The sequence below is a fragment of the Chryseobacterium sp. JK1 genome (assembly GCF_050632815.1).
In the GTDB taxonomy this organism is placed as follows: Bacteria; Bacteroidota; Bacteroidia; order Flavobacteriales; family Weeksellaceae; genus Chryseobacterium.
On sequence record NZ_JBODRU010000003.1, the window covers coordinates 419,194 to 437,338 of the forward strand.

Genomic DNA, 18,145 nt, shown 5'->3' on the forward strand with positions numbered 1-18,145 from the left:
TCCCCTCTGCTTTTAAGATTTTAAAACGCAAGGATTTTATCTTCGATAAAACTGCATACTATGTAATTCACGACTGATTATGATGTGCAGATGAAGCATATATGATAAAATCTGTGGAATCTGTGGGAGAATTAATCTAAGAAAATTCTTATAAAAAACTTCATACCTTTAAATTTACAAACAAAAAAACCGTTCCAAAAATGAAACGGTTTCTTATTTTATCTGAAAATTTTAGATTATGCTAAAACTTCTTTTACTTTGTTAGCAGCTTCTTCTAAAGTAATTGCAGAGTGTACCGGAAGACCAGACTCGTCAATTAGTTTTTTAGCTTCTACAGCGTTAGTTCCTTGTAATCTTACGATCAATGGAACCGGAAGGCTACCCATTGCTTTGTAAGCATCTACAACTCCCTGAGCAACTCTGTCACATCTCACGATACCTCCGAAGATGTTGATCAAGATAGCTTTTACGTTTGGATCTCTTAAGATGATTCCGAAAGCAGTTTGTACTCTCTGAGCATCAGCAGTACCACCTACGTCTAGGAAGTTAGCAGGGTTACCACCAGATAATTTGATGATATCCATAGTTGCCATTGCAAGACCAGCACCGTTTACCATACAAGCAACGTTACCATCTAGTTTTACGAAGTTAAGACCCGCTTCACCAGCTTCTACATCAATAGGATCTTCTTCTCTTGTATCTCTAAGCTCAGCAAGATCTTTGTGACGGAATAATGAGTTACCATCCAAAGTTACTTTAGCATCTACAGCGATAATTTTGTTATCAGAAGTCTTCAACACAGGGTTGATTTCGAAAAGAGAAGCATCGATTCCTACATAAGCATTATATAGAGAAGTAATGAATTTTGTAAATTCTTTGAATGCATTTCCTTCAAGACCTAGGTTGAAAGCGATTTTTCTAGCCTGGAAACCTTGAAGACCGATAGCAGGATCAATCAATTCGTTGTGGATCAAATGAGGCGTTACTTCAGCAACGTGCTCAATATCCATACCACCTTCAGTAGAATATACGATTGTATTTTTACCTTCAGCTCTGTCTAACAGAATAGAAACATAAAATTCTTTAGTTTCAGATTCTCCAGGATAATAAACGTCTTCTGCAACCAAAACAGAGTGTACTTTTTTACCTTCAGCAGAAGTTTGTGGCGTTACCAACTGCATTCCGATGATGTTTTGAGCGTTTTCTTTAAGTTTATCCATATTTGGAGAAAACTTAACACCTCCACCTTTACCACGACCACCTGCGTGAATCTGCGCTTTTACAACCCAAGCCTGTGCTCCGGTTTCAGCAGTCAATTTTTCAGCAGCTGCTACAGCTTCGTCTACGTTGTTTGCAACAAAACCACGTTGGATAGCTACTCCATACTTTGATAAAATCTCTTTTGATTGATACTCGTGAAGATTCATATTATTTTTATTATTTTATTTTAATATTTAAAGGTTGACAAATTTACTAAAAATGAACAAGGTTAAAAAGAAATTTATCGAACTTTTAACTCATTCCCTAAGTTTATCATCGATCTTTTCAGATTCAAAGCGGTGAATCTATGAATAATATGATAATGATCATAAAAAACGCCAACACAAGCTTCATATTCTAATGACATTTTAATCTCATTCTAATGTAGATAAGAACATTAACAAATTTCATACTTTATCTTTGAAGCCCCGAAATACCAGAGATACATTACATAGATTTTCAGAGGAAATTTACTGTCGGAAAAGACCTTCTTTATACCCCCCAGAAAGGATACTGATTATTTTAACTATCATTTCTTTTTCAAAAAACAGAACCTCATCATCTTATCGTACAAACTCTAAAAGGGACAAATCTTCAGTTTATCTTTTTCAATAGCCACGACGGTATTGATAAGAAAATCTGAAAACGGATGAATAGGAAACTTCAGTAAATAAGAAAAATGGAAATAACAGCAAATGAACAGGGCAAAAGACTGATCCGGTACATTACAAAAGAAAAAAAAGACGTCACAAATATTTATTTTTATGCGGTCCTCAACGGATTGGTTCTACTAAGTGTCCCTTTGGGAATACAGTCTATAGTAAGTTTTGTGATGGGTGCTACCATGACGACCTCTATTTATCTTCTTATCTTCTTTGTGGTCATCGGGACATGGCTTGCCGGATATTTCAGGCTGAAGGTCATTCAGATTATAGAAAAAATTCAGCAGAAAATATTTGTAGAGTTTTCCATTGCCATAGCGGATAAAATCCCCAAGGTAGATCTCTCTTATACCAGAAAATATTACCTCCCCGAACTGGTTAACCGCTTTTTTGATATTCAGAATTTACAAAAAGGAATTTCAAAGATTTTACTGGAAATTCCCACGGCTCTTATTCAGATTTTTTTCGGAATTCTTTTACTCTCTTTTTATCACCCTTGGTTTCTTGCATTTGGGGCCCTGGTCGTTATTTCTGTCGTTATTATTTTCAGATATACCATGGAAAGCGGGATCAAATCCAGTATTGAAGAAAGTAACAAAAAATATGATACAGCAGCATGGATTGAAGATATTGCAGGATCAGTAAAAACATTTAAGATGCATTCTGAAAACAATGCTCATTTAAGAGGAACCGATGAACGCGTGGTAGAATATCTTAAGCATAGAACATCCCACTTCAGGGTACTTGTTTTTCAGTATAAAACAATTATTGCCTTTAAAGTCATCATTACGCTTGCCATGCTTGCCATTGGAACTTATCTCCTGATCAATCAAAAGCTGAATATCGGTGCTTTTATTGCCACAGAAATTGTTGTTCTGAGCATTATGTCTGCGGTAGAAAAATTGATTGTAAGCCTTGAAAGCTATTATGACCTCATTGCGTCTTTTGCAAAACTTTCAAAAATCACAGAACTTAAAGAAGAACAAAACGGAGAAATTATTTTATCCCAAAAAGAAAAAGGGACAGAGATTGAATTTAAAAATGTAAGCTTTTCATTCAATGATCATAATCCTATTCTTTCTGATCTGAATTTTAAAATTCAGGAAAACTCACTCAATGTATTAACAGGTAAACTGGGAGCAGGAAAAACACTTCTTCTTAATATGATCACAGGATTTTTTGAACCCAGCTCGGGAACGATTCTGTTTGATAAAATTCCATTAAAGAATATTGAAAAGCAACAACTGAGAAACCATGTAGGTCTTTATCTTGAAAATATGAAGATCATCCAAGGAACGGTAAAAGAAAATATTGTATTGGGTAACAGCCAAAGCCACACAGAAGACATTCTTGAACTTTCTGAGAATATTGGAATAGAAAATATTTCCAGCATGTTCAGTAGTGGTTTCTTTACCGAAGTAAGTGAAACCGATCCGGAAATCACTTTCAGTTCAAAAAAGAAAATATTACTTCTCCGTGCGCTTCTGGGTGAGAAAAGACTCATCATTCTGGAAAATCCTTTTGCAGGTATTCGGGAAGAATATCAGGATAAAATGATACAGCATCTTCTGAAGATCAAAGAAAAAACAACCCTCATTATTGTATCACAGGATGCAGAACTCCTGCAATATGCAGATCAGCACATTCATCTGGAAGGCGGTACTTTAAGAACATCTCATAAAAATCAGTAACATGGAATTACAGTCATTTGACAAAATATATCATATTCATAAAAAATCAAGGGTAAAAAGATGGTTTCTCTTTATCTTCATTGGAGGAATGATTACCTTATTTCTTCCCTGGACTCAAAACATCAAGGTAAAAGGTAATGTAACCTCTCTTTATCAGGAACAGCGTCCACAACAGCTTCACTCCCCTATTCCGGGAAAGATCATTAAATGGAATGTAAAAAACGGTGATTACGTAAAGAAAGGTGATACTCTTTTACAACTTTCCGAAATCAAAGAAGACTATCTGGATCCTCTTTTGGTACAGAGAACCCAGGAGCAGGTGGATGCAAAAAAAGGGGTACGTAGTTTTTATGAAGCCAAAGTAGGCACCGTGAAAAGCCAACTTCAGGCACTACAGTCTGCAAGAGACCTGAAGCTTAATCAACTGAAAATAAAAATAAGCCAGCTCAACAATAAACTCACCGGTGAAGAAGCCGAATTGGAAGCTGTTTCCAATGAGCTAAAACTTTCTGAAGACCAATTTACCCGTCAGAAAAAAATGTATGATGAAGGATTGGTCTCACTCACTCAGTTTCAGCAGAGAAGTATTTCCTACCAAAATGCCATTGCGAAAAAAACAGCCTCGGAGAATAAAGCAGCTCAAACCCGTCAGGAAATTATCAATATCGGTATTGAACAGAATTCTGTCATTCAAGACTATACTGAGAAGCTCAGCAAAATAGAAGGAGAAAGATTTCAGAATTTAGGACAAATTGAAGGCAGTGAAGGAGATATTGCCAAACTTGAAAATCAGGTGGCTAACTACAAAGCAAGACAGGGCTTATATTTCATTATTGCTTCTCAGGACGGACAGGTTGTACAGCTCAATAAAACAGGAATTGGAGAAGTGCTGAAAGATGGAGAAAATATCGGAACAATTGTTCCCACCGCCGTAGATTATGCCGTAGAAATTTATGTAAAACCTGTAGACCTTCCCCTTATTAAGGAAAAACAACGTGTGATGTGTATTTTCGATGGTTTTCCTGCGATTGTATTTTCCGGGTGGCCCAACTCCAGCTACGGAACATTTGCTGGCAAAGTAGTAGCTGTGGAAAGCAACATCAGTGCAAACGGACTTTTCAAGGCCCTCGTGATTGAAGATAAAGATGAAAAAAGATGGCCCCCAAAAATTAAGATGGGAGCAGGAGTACAGGGAATAGCCATTCTTAATGATGTGCCGATCTGGTATGAACTATGGAGAAATATCAATGGATTTCCCCCAGATTATTATGAAGTAAAAAATGATCAAGCCGGTAAATATGAGAAAACAAAGTAAGTTTTTTTTGATATTGATCCTGCTTTCTTTCCACTATAGTACAGCTCAGGATTCTCTCACCATTTCAGCACAGGAATTTATAGCTGTGGTAAAGAATTATCATCCGCTTGCCCTGAAATACCAGTTGCAGAATAAAATGGCCCAAGCTGAAGTCACCAAAGCCAGAGGTGGTTTTGATCCTGTCCTGGGAGGAAAGCTTGGCGAAAAAAATATTGATGGAACCCAATATTACCAACAGAAAAACCTGGAACTTGGTATTCCCACCTGGTACGGAATAGATCTTACTGCGGGATATCAGCATCTGGAAGGTGAGAAATTAAATTCCAGTGATACCAAAGGCGGACTGTATAGTATGGGAATCACAGTTCCTTTAGCTAAAAACCTTTTGTATGATAAGCGAAGAGCGATATTGGATCAGGCAAAATTTGCTATAAAAATGACTGAAGCGGAGCAAACTGTATTGACGAATGAGCTCCTTCTTGAAGCAGAAAACACCTATTGGGAATGGGTGCAAAGCTTTGAAATTTATCTTCTGCAATCTAAAGCGGTAGACATTAACAAAAAAAGATTTTCTCTTACTCAAAAAACCTTTGAATATGGAGAAAGACCTGCCATAGATACTATAGAAGCCGGATCACAGTTACAAAGTTTTGAAATTCAACAGAAAGAAGCTTACCTCAATTTTATCAGAAATACACAGAAGCTTCAGCTATTTCTATGGAAAAACAATCAGGAGATCTATGAAATGCCCCAGCTTATTTATCCCTCCAACCAGCTTTCGGGCCATACGGCTTATTCAGATTTTGAATTCCTTCTTCAGGAAATGGATACAAAGAAAATAGATACCCATTGGTCTGTCCTTTATTATGATCAGAAACATCGTATATTAGAAAGTGAACGCAGGCTCAAGTGGCAGAGTTTTCTTCCCAAACTTGATTTTACCTATAATTTCTTCAACAAAGAAAATTATAAGGCTGATTATCTTCCGCTTTTTGATCATAATTTCCAATATGGTTTAAAGCTTGAAATCCCAGTATTTCAGAGAGAAGCAAGAGCACATTATCAAATAGCCAAAATCAAAATAGAGCAAAATCAACTGGATACCCAAGTTAAAAAAAGAGAAGTTTATACCAAGATTGAAACCTATAAAAACGAGCTGGTGAATTATCATGCTCAAATCAATCTTTCAAAAAATAATCTTGTGAATTATCAGAAATTACTCACTGCAGAAGAAATTCGATACAGCAATGGTGAAAGTTCTCTTTTTCTCATCAATTCGAGGGAAAATAAAATGATTGATGCACAGGAAAAGTTTATTTCGCTTCAAACAAAATTTCTTAAAAGCTTTAATAAACTTAAGTGGATAAAAGAAGGTTTCTCCCTATAAAAATAAAAAAGTTCAGGAATTACCTGAACTTTTTGATCTATTCTGAGCGTTATAATTCCTCTGAATTTATTGTATTGAAAATGACTATTCTTCTTCCAGTTTTTCTGACTGAGATCCGATGAATGGAATTTTTGGAGCCAGGAAATATCCTGTTAAACTTGCAAAAAGTATAGGAACAAAATAAGTAAATCCTGTCAGCGTTCCCAAAATAATTGTTGTGCTCATGGGAGTTCTTGTCACACAGGCATTAATGGCTGCCATACAGCTCACAATAGCCAAAGTAGTATCTACACTTGGAAATATAGTATGAATAATCAATCCCAATGTGGTTCCCACAAAAAATAACGGAATGATAAATCCTCCTCTCCACCCGGAAGTTACGGTAATGGCAATGGCCAGTATTTTAAAAATCAACACCAGAATCAGAAAATTTAATCCAAAGTTTCCACCGATAAGCTGATTGATTTCGTTATGCCCAAAATATCTTGTAATGGGAAAATTATAGGCAATCACTCCCAGAATAATTCCCCCCACCAATGTTTTGATATAGATTGGAAATTTTCTGTATTCAAAAATTTTTTTGAAAAATTTTACAACAAAAATAAAGATCCATCCAAATAAGGTTCCCACTACTCCAAAAGCAGTTGCGTATACAAAATCATATACTCCTGTATAATGATAGGCCTTCAGATTCCAGGTTGCCCCAATTCCCAAATGAATGATCAAGGCAAACATCAGATAACTGAAACAACTGGCTACCAACGCTGGAATAATAGCTTTGTAATATTCCACAGCGTGTTTGTGATGAAGAATTTCCAGAGAAAAAAGACTTCCCCCCAACGGAGCACCAAATAATGCCGTAAACCCTGATGCCATCCCGGCAATGCTTAAAGAACGTAATTCTTCTCCTTTCAGTCGGAAAATTTTCCCCAACCAGGTTCCTGTAGAGCCTGTCACCTGTACCAGAGGAGCTTCAGGACCAAGGCTTCCACCCGATGCTACACAAAATAGAGAAGACAATATCATGGAAGGATTATTCTTCGGATCAAGTTTTCCTTTATTGAATCTGATATTATTAACAATAAGGTGAATTTCTCCCGGATCTCCGATCCAGTGAATCACTAATCCTGCCAGTAGGCCACATATAGCCATTGTCGGAATCACCTGCCAGCCTTGGAATTCAGCCAAAAATTCGGTAAAATGCTCCAATACAATCCAATATCCACCTGCAATGATACCACCTACAAGACCTGTAACGGCCCACATAAAAAAAGTACGGCTGAATACAAAAGGGTTGAACCGTATTGGTTGATCCAAAAGATTGAATGTACGTATTAAACGTCTTCTTCTGTTGATTTTCATTCTAATTTCATTTTAAAATTACGATCATCATTTGTCATTGATATAATAAGATGACACCCAATAGATTGATTTATCTGTTTCTGAGTGCAATAGCCTTTGCAAACGAAAAAAGGAATAGTTCCGAATAACTTACGGACTTCGTGTTAGAAATATAAGGCAAAGGACTTTTTACCTTACCTGAACTCTGCTCAGCGGTTCATAACTCAATTCAATGAATAATGCTGAGCAGAATTGAAGGCTTTGTATTGTTAGATTTTATTTTTAGCAAAATAAAAAATAAGCATTCCCCAGCTTAGGATCATCATCAGACCTCCAAGAGGAGTAATCGGGCCTAAAAATTTAAGATTCATTCCCATATAATCCTGCATACTCAAGAAGTAGATGCTTACTGAGAACAACAATGTTCCTGCAATCATTAAAATGGAAGTCCATTTTTCTGCAGAGGTTTCAAATTTTAAGATATACCCGATGATCAGCAGGAAAAAAGCTGCATACATCTGATATCGTACTCCCGTTTCAAAACTTTCCAGTCTTTCCACCGCTAATATCTTCTTTAAAGCATGTGCTCCGAATGCACCAAGAATAACTGATACCATTCCGTAAACTGCTCCAAAAACTAAAGTAATTGTTTTCATGTTATAACGCTTCTAATTCTAGGGTTAAATATTTTTTTGTCTTATCATCCTGCCAGGTTCCGATAATTTTATTTCCGTTCATATTGGCTTCTACAAAAGCTCTGGGAATCCATTTACCTGCACCTTCATCATAATGATCATTCTCTGTAATAGAAATATGGTTTCCTTTCATCTTCCCATCCCATTTGATCAGTTTTTTGCTTTTATCATACCAATATTCTGCATTAAAGGAGCTTACTTCTGAACTGTTTTCCCCAGGATACAATCTGGTAACCAGAACCGTAATGGGGTATTTCCCGTCAATTTTTCCTTTATACAGTTTATTTCTGAAGCTTGTTTTGTCTACTTTTTCAGAGCCGGACAAGAGATTTTTGGCATAAGGACTCCAATATTTATCAAGATCCTGATAAGAAAATTCAACAACATGGCTATCCAGCTCATCAAGGGCTCTCATGGCATGATTGGCGCATCTCCCTGCAATAAATCTCAGCTTATCTTTTGCAAAATAAAATCTGATATCATCTAAAGAATAGTCTGTAAAGCATCCTTCATATATAGCAATCTGATCCTGTACTTCTTCCGAAGGATTTTTTTCCGTTTTTAACCGGATGAGAAAATCATTGATCTCTTTCTTTACTCTTTTCTGAAGTAACCCTTCAATTATTTTAACCGCACTGGGCTGGAAAAGATCCTGTGCATTGATGAAGTTTCCTGTTCTCAGATCAAAATTCTGCCAGATTAAAAAACTTTCAGGATAGGCTCCCGAAGCTTCTCCATCCATTGCAATACTCAGAATATTTTTAGGAGTTTCTATTTTTTCCCAACTGTAAAAATAAACATAGTTTGAATAGGAAGTTGTACCGCTAGAGACCAGCTTAAAAGGATTGCCTCCTGATCCGGGAACATATTCCAGCTGATCAACCTGCAAAAATGTATTGATCTTATTTTCCACTCCGGGATTTTCAGAATAAGAAATAACCGGAAAGGCAGCATCTTCTGTTTTAGGCGGCAGATTGGTTATTTTCACTTTTTGCTGTTGTGAAAAACTTAAACCTGGCATCAGAATGGAAAATAAAATATACTTTTTCACTATTTCGATTTTATATACATCAGTATAAATTTGGCTACCAGTGTAGAAATACCCAGTATGATAAACATATTGGCAAATCTTTTGGAGCTTCTGAACCCTTCATTATTCGTTTTCTTTAAAAAGAATCCGAAAAGAAGAAATAGGATGGGCAAAATGATTTGTAACATTAGTTTTCTCTCATTCTGTTAAACTCATTGATCACCTCATGGTGGCTCACTGTCTTATCTTTAAAATACGTCACAAAGTGCTGTTTTTCTTCTTCGGTAGCTCCCAATTGGTTCAGAATATTCAGTAAGTGCATTTTCATATGTCCTTTCTGAATTCCTGTGGTTACCAAAGAACGCAGTGCTCCGAAGTTCTGTGCAAGACCGGAAACAGCAAGAATACTCATCAATTCTTGAGCGGAAGGCTTTCCAAGGAGAGCGAGTGAGAATTTTACCAGCGGATGAAGGTTTGTTAAACCTCCTACTACTCCTACAGAAATAGGAAGATCAATCCAGAATCTGAAAACTCCGTTGTCTGTTGTACAATGTGTCAAAGATCGGTATTGTCCATCTCTTGCAGCATAGGCATGAGCGCAGGCTTCTGTAGCTCTGAAGTCATTTCCTGTAGCAATCACCACCGCATCTACTCCATTCATAACTCCTTTGTTGTGCGTTGTGGCACGGTAAGGTTCAATTTCAGCAATGGTAACGGCCTGTTTGAATTTAGCAGCAAATTCTTCAGGAGAAATTCCGCTGTCATCTTTTAAATCTTCCATTTTACAGGAAACCTCAGCTCTTACGATGCAGTCCGGTGTAAAGTTGGAAAGAATATTCATCACAATTTGTAGTGAATTCTTTTCTTCCTGCGTGAAATCTTCGCTGACAGCAACTTCCTGTTTTAAGGTTTTTCCAAACTGTTCAAGACATGAATTGATAAAGTTGGCTCCCATTGAATCTACTGTATCAAAGCTTGCTTTCAATTGGTAATAATTCGGCATTTCTGCAGTTTTATCCACCAGGCTGATATTTAAAATACCACCACCACGCTTTCTCATGTTGGATGTGATATCTTCTGTGGCTTCAAATAATTTTTTCTTCAAACTGAAATTAAAGAAATGCAATAGTTTGTGAGGTTCCACATTAAAAATAAAGTGAGTATGTCCCAGTTTTTCTGTGTTGATAATTGTGGTTTTAAAACCGCCTTTATCGATCCAGAATTTAGCAGCTTTGGAAGCTGCAGCAACTACTGAACTTTCTTCCACTGCCATGGGAAGTGCCAACAATTTTCCGTCAATCAAAAAGTTGGGTGCAATTCCATAAGGCATATAAAAATTGGAGATCGTGTTCTCGGAAAATTCATCATGAAGTTTCTGCAGATCAGCATCTTCGTTCCAATATTGTTTTAATATATTTTGATATTCCTGGTTTCCTTCAAGGTATTCGTTTACGAGCCATTCGATTTTCCCCTGCTTTGGAAGCTTAGAAAAACCTTCGATTGGTTTATGATTCATGATATAAACTTTAATGAGCCGTAAATATAATGATTTTGAGACTCTTTTTTGTTGATAACTTCTATGAAAAAAGGTTGACATTTATCAATTTTGGAACTAAATTTGAACATTATAAAAATACAACTCGATACAAATAATATCAATCATTTTATTCATATGAATTTTGAACGCCTGAAAGAAAAACTCGAAATCCTTGCGGATGCAGCAAAATATGATGTTTCCTGCTCTTCCAGTGGAGGAAACAGAAAGAATAAAAAAGGTGCTTTGGGAGACAGTTCTGCAAGCGGGATTTGCCATACCTATACAGAAGACGGAAGATGTGTATCTCTTCTTAAAATTCTACTGACGAATCACTGTATATATGATTGTGCTTACTGTGTTTCCAGAAGTTCAAATGATATTAAAAGAGCTGCTTTTACAGTAGAAGAAGTGGTAGATCTTACCATCAGCTTTTACCGGAGAAATTACATTGAAGGTTTATTTCTCAGCTCAGGAATTTTCAAAAATGCAGACACCACGATGGAGCGCCTTGTAAGAGTAGCCAAAAAACTACGTTTGGAGGAAAATTTCAATGGATATATTCATCTGAAATCTATTCCTGGTGCCAGCGATGATCTTATGCAGGAAGCGGCATTATATGCAGATCGATTATCGGTAAATCTGGAGATTCCTACAGAAAGTGGGTTGAAATTATTGGCTCCGGAAAAGAATAGACAGGATATGATCAGCCCGATGCGGTATATTCAGAAAGGGATTATTCAATATAAAGATGAAAAGAAAATTCTGAAGAAAGTTCCCAAGTTTGCTCCGGCAGGTCAGTCTACGCAAATGATTGTGGGAGCAACCAATGAAAATGATTTACAAATCATCAAAGTTGCGGATCATTTTTATAAAAATTTCAATCTGAAAAGGGTGTATTATTCCGGTTACGTTCCTGTACTGGAAGACAAAAGACTCCCTTCTTTAACAACGGAAGTTCCTATGCTGCGTGAGAATCGACTGTATCAATCAGATTGGCTGATGAGATTTTATGGTTTTAAAGCAGAAGAAATTTTAGACCCTAATGTTCCTTTTCTTGATTTGGAAATTGATCCGAAATTAAGCTGGGCTCTACGAAACCTTCATGAGTTTCCTGTAAACCTTCAAACTGCAGATTATCAGACGATTTTAAGAATCCCCGGAATTGGCGTGAAGACCGCTCAAAAAATTATAAGTGCAAGGCGTTTTCAGATGTTAACAATGGATCATTTGAAAAAACTGGGCGCCGCTGTCAACCGGGCAAAATATTTTATTGATTTTAATGCGGGAAATGCTTACCTGAAATATCTGACGGATAAAAACTTCAGAAAATTGCTCGTGGGGGGAAGTTCTTCCAAGTTTCACAATCAGTTTTCCCAGCAGTTGACCTTATTCTGACTTCAAACACAAATGACACTAGTGTTTTCACCAATGATCACAAATTTATTATACAAAAATGTCATTCTGACGAAGGAAGAATCTCTTCAATTAACAAAGTTCTTCGCTTCATTTTATTTCATTCGGAATGACAACAAACTAACTCAATTTTAAACCAAATACATGACAACCCTACTGTATGATGGAAGTTTTGATGGACTTTTTACTGCGATATTTGAAGTTTTCGAATACCGTTATCAAGATGTGGAAATTTCCAGTCGGGAACGATTTCATCAGGAGAATATTTTCGCAGAAATTCATGAAACCATTACACAGACTGAAAAATCGGACCGAGTTTTAAATAAACTTGAGCAAACTATAGGAAAACAAGGTATTCATCAATTATTGAAAGTTTTTCTTTCTGAAGATTCTGATATGGAAAATTTACTACTTTCTGCTGTTCGACAATCTATTAAACATCCTGGAGAAAATATTCTTCAAAATTTTGCTGATCCTGATATTTTAAAAATTTCAAAAATCTGCAAATCGGTAGATAGAGAAAGACACAGAATGACTGCTTTTGTCCGCTTTGAAAAGATGCAGGACGATGTTTTCTTCGCCAAAATAGATCCAGATTTCAATGTACTTCCCTTGATAAGAAAACATTTCAAAGACCGATATCAAGATCAGAAATGGATGATCTATGACCTTCGCAGAAACTATGGTATTTTTTATGATCTGGCAACCTGTGATTTCTTTTATCCTGAAGAAAAGCTCAACCTCAACCAATATCAGCAGAAATTTCATGATGAAGAAAAAAATTACCAGACGCTTTGGCAGCGGTATTTTACAAAAACCAATATTGTAGAACGGAAGAATATAAAGCTACATCTCCAGCATGTTCCGAAAAGATACTGGAAATATCTGACAGAAAAACATTAACCACTGACAATGAACAGTTTAAAAAATTATTTTATCCAAACATGACTTTGTGGATAACTTTTTTGATCAAATCAATCAATTCATTTCTCTGCAACCCTTTTTTAATAAAACATCCATAAACACCTAATAACCTTATAGATACAATCAAAAGTAATATACAATTCCATATTGTGGATAACTTTTCTGAGTTAACAAATAGTTAACATTGAAAATGATAGTTCTCTACTTTTCCGAAGAAGAAAAAAATGAATATTCAAAAATTGAAGAAAAAAAGAAACTGTTATTTTGTTTGAGAGGAGAATTGAATTATCAAATATTTTTGAGTCCAGAAAATTATGAAAATATGACTTTGTGGATAACTTTTTCAACACAATCCAATCCAATACTCTTCGTATATCCTTTTATCAAAGGCTTTTCATAACTTATTAAATATATGACAGATAGAAAGGAAATTACTTTACATTTCCATATTGTGGATAACTTTTTCTTGGATACGGTAAGGTTAAAAACTTTTACTTCTGCCCTATCAAAGGAACTTACACAACTATTTTATTATCAAAAGAATACCACAATAAGAATCATTAAAAAAACTCATATTGTGGATAACTTTTATTTACGAAGGGTTCTTAAAGCTTTTTTAACGATATACTGCGTTTCTTTTGTAGGACTATCTTTTAACCATTCGTCGCAGATTTCTATAACAAATTCCGGTTGTGACTTACTGGCGTCATTTAGCCAGTTTCCCACACTGTCCTGAACATATCTTGATGAATCTGATTGTAGTGGTTCTAAAATTTCAAGCCCTAATCCGGGATTTTGCTTCAACTCATTAATATGTTCACACCAAACTCCTCTTGGCCTGGTGGATTCACTGGCAAAGCGTCTTATATATTCATTTTCATGGCTGGTCCATTGTGATAAAAAAGTGATACTTTCAGTAAGATTTTTCGAAATATCAGGACGTACAGCCATCCAACAGATTTCTCTTACCCCGAAGTGAGAATCGGAAGCGAAATGTTGTATTTTATTTAATTTTTCTCGGAAATCCAGATTATTATTTCTTCCCACAGCGTAGGCAGCCCAACACCGTACAAGATCTGCCTGATGTGAGGAAAGTTGAGACAAAAAATCTTCATCCCGATTATGAGTGGCTAACTTCAGTAATCCTAAACCAATAGCCTCGTTGATGATATTCACAGTTTGCTTTTTCAACAGGTTTACATGATTTAGAATTTCCTGTAAATATTCTATGCGGTCATTTTGTTGAAGCAAATTTTCCAACAAAAGCTTTTGATCTACTGCCAGCCATTCTGTAAGATTGGCCGTTTGTATTTCTCCTCTGTTCAACTGCTCCAGAATATCTGATGGGATATTTTTAATAGAGCGAGCTCCTTTTCGCTTTTCGGTCATAGTATTTTAATGATTATCTTTACAAAAGTCTGAAAGTGGGCGGACAAAAACAATACCGCATATTGTTCACCCATAGGGATAAAAAAGTCAATTTTATGGAAACAATGGAAAAAGCAGAAGAAAATAAAATTTGCCCACTAGAAGTTGCAGTCAATACCATTAGCGGTAAATGGAAAATTCCTATTGTATGGCAGATCAATGAAGGAAAAAAGCGTCCGAGTGAATTTCTGCGCGGTATTGCAAAAGTAGACCGAAGAGTGCTTAATCAGCAGCTTACCGAAATGGTACAAGATGGAATTCTGACCAAGCAATCTTTTCACGAACTTCCTCCCCGGGTTGAGTACACTCTTACAGAACTTGGAAAAGAATTGGTTAAAATTCTCTGGCAACTGAATGACTGGGGAAAACTATTGATTCCTGATGAAAAAATATAAACACACTATTATATGTAATACGCTCAATACATTTTACAAAAATTCTCATATTTGTCATTGAATCAAATGCAATATGAAAAAAATTATTTCAGGATTGGCAACCGCCACTTTTCTAATGGGATGTACACATGATAAAACGCGTCCCAATCTTAATATTAATGAAACTAATGAATTAAGTTCAGAAAACACTGTACAGATCATTAAAGATAAAAATACCATCAAAGGAAGGTTTTCTCCTCCGCAAAACTATCAATGGGTAGAAGAAAAATCTGACTCTTTTGGATATTTTATCGAAAATTCCACACTGAAGCCTTACGGAAGTCCGATTTTAAAATATGACGGAAGCCCTATCTCTACACAGCATCTCCATGAAGCAGTGTTTGATATTGATACAGGAAGTAAAGATCTACAACAATGTGCTGATGCCATTATCCGACTAAGAGCCGAATATTTATATCAGGCAAAAAAATATGACGAAATCAAATTCCATTTTACAAGCGGAGATCTTCTTACCTGGAATGATTATAAAAATGGAACAAGAGCTTTTGTCAGTGGAAATTCCGTAAATTTCAGAAAAGCAGCAGAGATTGACGATTCTTATAAGAATTTCAGAAATTATCTTGATCTGATATTCAACTACGCAGGAACGATTTCACTGAATAAAGAAACCAGCCCTGTAACGAAAAATTCAGATCTAAAAACAGGTGATATTCTCATTACTCCCGGCAGTCCCGGACACGTAGTTTTCATTGCCGGTGTCTGCCAGAACAAGGAAGGTAAAAAATTATTTTTACTGGGTGAAGGCTTTACTCCAGCCCAATCGATCCATTTGTTATCCAATCCTTTTAATAAAAATATTTCGCCATGGTATGACCTTGATGTAGCTTCTCCTGAAACGAAAACTGCGAGGTACATTTTTAAACTTACAAACTTCAGAAGCTTTTGATAATTTATATTCAAAACTATTGGAAAGTTACTACGATAATCTGAACTTGTTTTTGTAAGTTTGTGTTCGAAATTTTTTACTTGATGAAAGAGAGTGCTGTAAAAAAGATTGCAGTTCTTACTTCAGGAGGTGATTCTCCGGGTATGAATGCGGCATTAAGAGCGGTAGTAAGAACCGCTAATTACTATGATATCGAATGCTACGGAGTGAGAGAAGGCTACAATGGCTTGATCAACAATGATTTCCTGAAAATGGGAGCACGTTCCGTAAAAAATATAATCAACCAGGGTGGAACGATTCTAAAATCTGCAAGATCCGCTGAATTCAGAACAAAAGAAGGCCGTCAGAAGGCATACGACAATTGTGTAAAGCTAGGAATAGACGGATTGGTATGTATTGGTGGAGATGGAACTTTCACGGGTGCCAAAATCTTCAGTGAAGAATTCGGAATCCGGGTAATCGGTATTCCCGGAACGATCGATAATGATATTTTCGGAACAGATAATACGATCGGTTACGATACTGCCTTAAATACGGCAATGGACGCTATTGATAAAATCCGTGACACGGCAACTTCTCACAACAGAGTTTTCTTTGTGGAAGTGATGGGTCGCGATGCTGGTTTTATTGCTTTAAACAGCGGATTGGCTGCCGGAGCTTTGGATATTTTAATTCCTGAAAAAAAGGACAGTGTTGATGAGCTTTTTGTGAAATTCAGAAATGCTGAAAAAACAGGAAAATCATCCAGTATTGTTGTGGTAGCGGAGGGTGAAAAATTAGCCAACGTTTATGACCTTGCGGAAAAAACAAAACATACATTCCCTGATTATGATATTCGTGTAGCTATTTTGGGACACATGCAGAGAGGAGGTTCTCCAAGCTGTGCAGACCGGGTTTTGGCAAGCAGACTAGGCTATGGTGCCGTAACAGGACTCATGGAAGGGCAAACCAACGTCATGGCAGGTATGCGTTCCAACGATCTGACGTATACTCCGATTGAAGAAGCCATTAAAAAACATAACGAAATCAATAAAGATCTTTTACTGATTTCAGAAATTTTAGCAATCTAATTATTTTTATAATCTAATAAAAACAAACTATTATGTCAACAATTAAAGTAGGTATCAACGGTTTTGGTAGAATTGGACGTCTTGTTTTCAGAGCAATGACTGAAAGAGACAACATTGAAGTTGTAGGAATCAATGACCTAATCAATGCAGAATACATGGCTTACATGTTAAAATATGACTCTGTACACGGTATTTTCCCAGGTGAAGTTTCTGTAGAAGGAAATGATCTTGTTGTAAACGGGAAAAAGATCAGAGTAACTGCTGAAAAAGATCCAAGCAACCTAAAGTGGAATGAAATTGGTGCAGATTACGTAGTAGAATCTACAGGTTTATTCTTAGATAAAGATAGCGCTGCAAAGCACATTACTGCAGGTGCAAAGAAAGTAATTCTTTCTGCTCCTTCTAAAGATGATACTCCAATGTTCGTAATGGGTGTAAACCACAAAGAACTTACTGATGATATCAAAATCTTATCAAACGCTTCTTGTACGACAAACTGTTTAGCTCCTTTGGCTAAAGTAATTCACGATAACTTCGGAATCGTAGAAGGTTTAATGACAACTGTACACGCTACAACAGCTACTCAGAAAACTGTTGACGGTCCTTCAATGAAAGACTGGAGAGGTGGTAGAGCTGCTCTGAACAACATCATTCCTTCTTCTACAGGTGCTGCTAAAGCAGTAGGAAAAGTAATTCCTTCATTAAACGGAAAACTAACAGGTATGTCTTTCAGAGTACCAACTGTTGACGTTTCTGTAGTAGATTTAACAGTGAGAATTGAAAAGGCTGCTTCTTATGAAGAAATCTGTTCAGTAATCAAAGCTGCTTCTGAAGGTGAATTGAAAGGTATCTTAGGATATACTGAAGAAGCTGTAGTATCTCAGGACTTCGTAGGAGATAAGAGAACTTCTATCTTCGACAAAGACGCAGGTATTATGCTTTCTCCTAACTTCGTGAAACTTGTTTCTTGGTATGACAACGAAATGGGTTACTCTAACAAGTTAGTTGATATGCTTGTACACGCTGCTTCTTTATAATAAGTAATGAGCGA

The 18,145-nt window shown here is 36.3% G+C and carries 15 protein-coding genes; 9 read left to right on the forward strand and 6 right to left on the reverse strand.

The annotated features are described in order from the left end of the window. Positions 1-236: 236 nt before the first annotated feature. A complete protein-coding gene (gene sucC / locus ACQ76T_RS18560) occupies positions 237-1,427 on the reverse strand; it encodes an ADP-forming succinate--CoA ligase subunit beta (protein ID WP_431344740.1) in 1,191 nt (396 codons plus the stop codon). 512 nt (positions 1,428-1,939) lie between these two features. Here sucC and ACQ76T_RS18565 point away from each other — a divergent pair. The 3 genes from ACQ76T_RS18565 to ACQ76T_RS18575 are packed head-to-tail and all read left to right on the forward strand — an operon-like array spanning position 1,940 to position 6,315. Next, positions 1,940-3,613, forward strand: a complete 1,674-nt coding sequence (locus tag ACQ76T_RS18565; protein ID WP_431344741.1) for a peptidase domain-containing ABC transporter — start codon at positions 1,940-1,942, stop codon at positions 3,611-3,613. A gap of 1 nt (position 3,614) precedes the next feature. After that, positions 3,615-4,928: an HlyD family secretion protein gene (locus ACQ76T_RS18570; protein ID WP_431344742.1), complete on the forward strand. Its 1,314-nt coding sequence runs from the start codon at positions 3,615-3,617 to the stop codon at positions 4,926-4,928. Further along, the gene (locus ACQ76T_RS18575; protein ID WP_431344743.1) at positions 4,894-6,315 is read left to right on the forward strand and encodes a TolC family protein; all 1,422 of its coding nucleotides are present in this window, start codon (positions 4,894-4,896) and stop codon (positions 6,313-6,315) included. Before ACQ76T_RS18570 ends, ACQ76T_RS18575 begins: the two co-directional genes overlap by 35 nt. A gap of 84 nt (positions 6,316-6,399) precedes the next feature. On the opposite strand, the gene ACQ76T_RS18580 is transcribed toward ACQ76T_RS18575, so the two are convergent. The 4 genes from ACQ76T_RS18580 to ACQ76T_RS18595 form a co-directional block, all read right to left on the reverse strand. Next, positions 6,400-7,677, reverse strand: coding sequence for a chloride channel protein (locus ACQ76T_RS18580; protein WP_431344744.1), 1,278 nt, complete (start codon positions 7,675-7,677; stop codon positions 6,400-6,402). 248 nt (positions 7,678-7,925) lie between these two features. Next, a complete protein-coding gene (locus tag ACQ76T_RS18585; RefSeq protein ID WP_431344745.1) occupies positions 7,926-8,312 on the reverse strand; it encodes a DUF423 domain-containing protein in 387 nt (128 codons plus the stop codon). 1 nt (position 8,313) lies between these two features. Further along, positions 8,314-9,402 carry a hypothetical protein gene (locus tag ACQ76T_RS18590; protein ID WP_431344746.1) on the reverse strand — a complete coding sequence of 363 codons (1,089 nt, stop codon included), beginning with the start codon at positions 9,400-9,402 and terminating at the stop codon, positions 8,314-8,316. A 166-nt stretch (positions 9,403-9,568) separates the two neighbouring features. After that, positions 9,569-10,897 (reverse strand): hydroxymethylglutaryl-CoA reductase, degradative, encoded by a 1,329-nt coding sequence (locus ACQ76T_RS18595; protein ID WP_431344747.1) that lies wholly within the window; start codon positions 10,895-10,897, stop codon positions 9,569-9,571. Positions 10,898-11,053: 156 nt separating this feature from the next. On the opposite strand from ACQ76T_RS18595, the gene ACQ76T_RS18600 reads away from it, so the two are divergent. After that, complete coding sequence (locus tag ACQ76T_RS18600; RefSeq protein WP_431344748.1) at positions 11,054-12,313, forward strand: putative DNA modification/repair radical SAM protein; 1,260 nt, start codon at positions 11,054-11,056, stop codon at positions 12,311-12,313. Between the two features lie 162 nt (positions 12,314-12,475). Beyond that, positions 12,476-13,234, forward strand: a complete 759-nt coding sequence (locus ACQ76T_RS18605; RefSeq protein ID WP_431344749.1) for a TIGR03915 family putative DNA repair protein — start codon at positions 12,476-12,478, stop codon at positions 13,232-13,234. Between the two features lie 609 nt (positions 13,235-13,843). Here ACQ76T_RS18605 and ACQ76T_RS18610 read toward each other — a convergent pair. After that, complete coding sequence (locus tag ACQ76T_RS18610; RefSeq protein WP_431344750.1) at positions 13,844-14,644, reverse strand: DNA alkylation repair protein; 801 nt, start codon at positions 14,642-14,644, stop codon at positions 13,844-13,846. 95 nt (positions 14,645-14,739) lie between these two features. Between ACQ76T_RS18610 and ACQ76T_RS18615 the strand changes: the two genes are divergently transcribed. From ACQ76T_RS18615 to gap, 4 genes are all read left to right on the forward strand, one after another. After that, positions 14,740-15,078 (forward strand): winged helix-turn-helix transcriptional regulator, encoded by a 339-nt coding sequence (locus ACQ76T_RS18615; protein ID WP_431344751.1) that lies wholly within the window; start codon positions 14,740-14,742, stop codon positions 15,076-15,078. A 73-nt stretch (positions 15,079-15,151) separates the two neighbouring features. After that, positions 15,152-16,024 (forward strand): DUF4846 domain-containing protein, encoded by an 873-nt coding sequence (locus tag ACQ76T_RS18620; protein ID WP_431344752.1) that lies wholly within the window; start codon positions 15,152-15,154, stop codon positions 16,022-16,024. A gap of 83 nt (positions 16,025-16,107) precedes the next feature. After that, positions 16,108-17,094 carry a 6-phosphofructokinase gene (gene pfkA, locus ACQ76T_RS18625; RefSeq protein ID WP_431344753.1) on the forward strand — a complete coding sequence of 329 codons (987 nt, stop codon included), beginning with the start codon at positions 16,108-16,110 and terminating at the stop codon, positions 17,092-17,094. Between the two features lie 32 nt (positions 17,095-17,126). Next, positions 17,127-18,131, forward strand: coding sequence for a type I glyceraldehyde-3-phosphate dehydrogenase (gene gap, locus ACQ76T_RS18630; RefSeq protein ID WP_431344754.1), 1,005 nt, complete (start codon positions 17,127-17,129; stop codon positions 18,129-18,131). Positions 18,132-18,145: the final 14 nt, after the last annotated feature.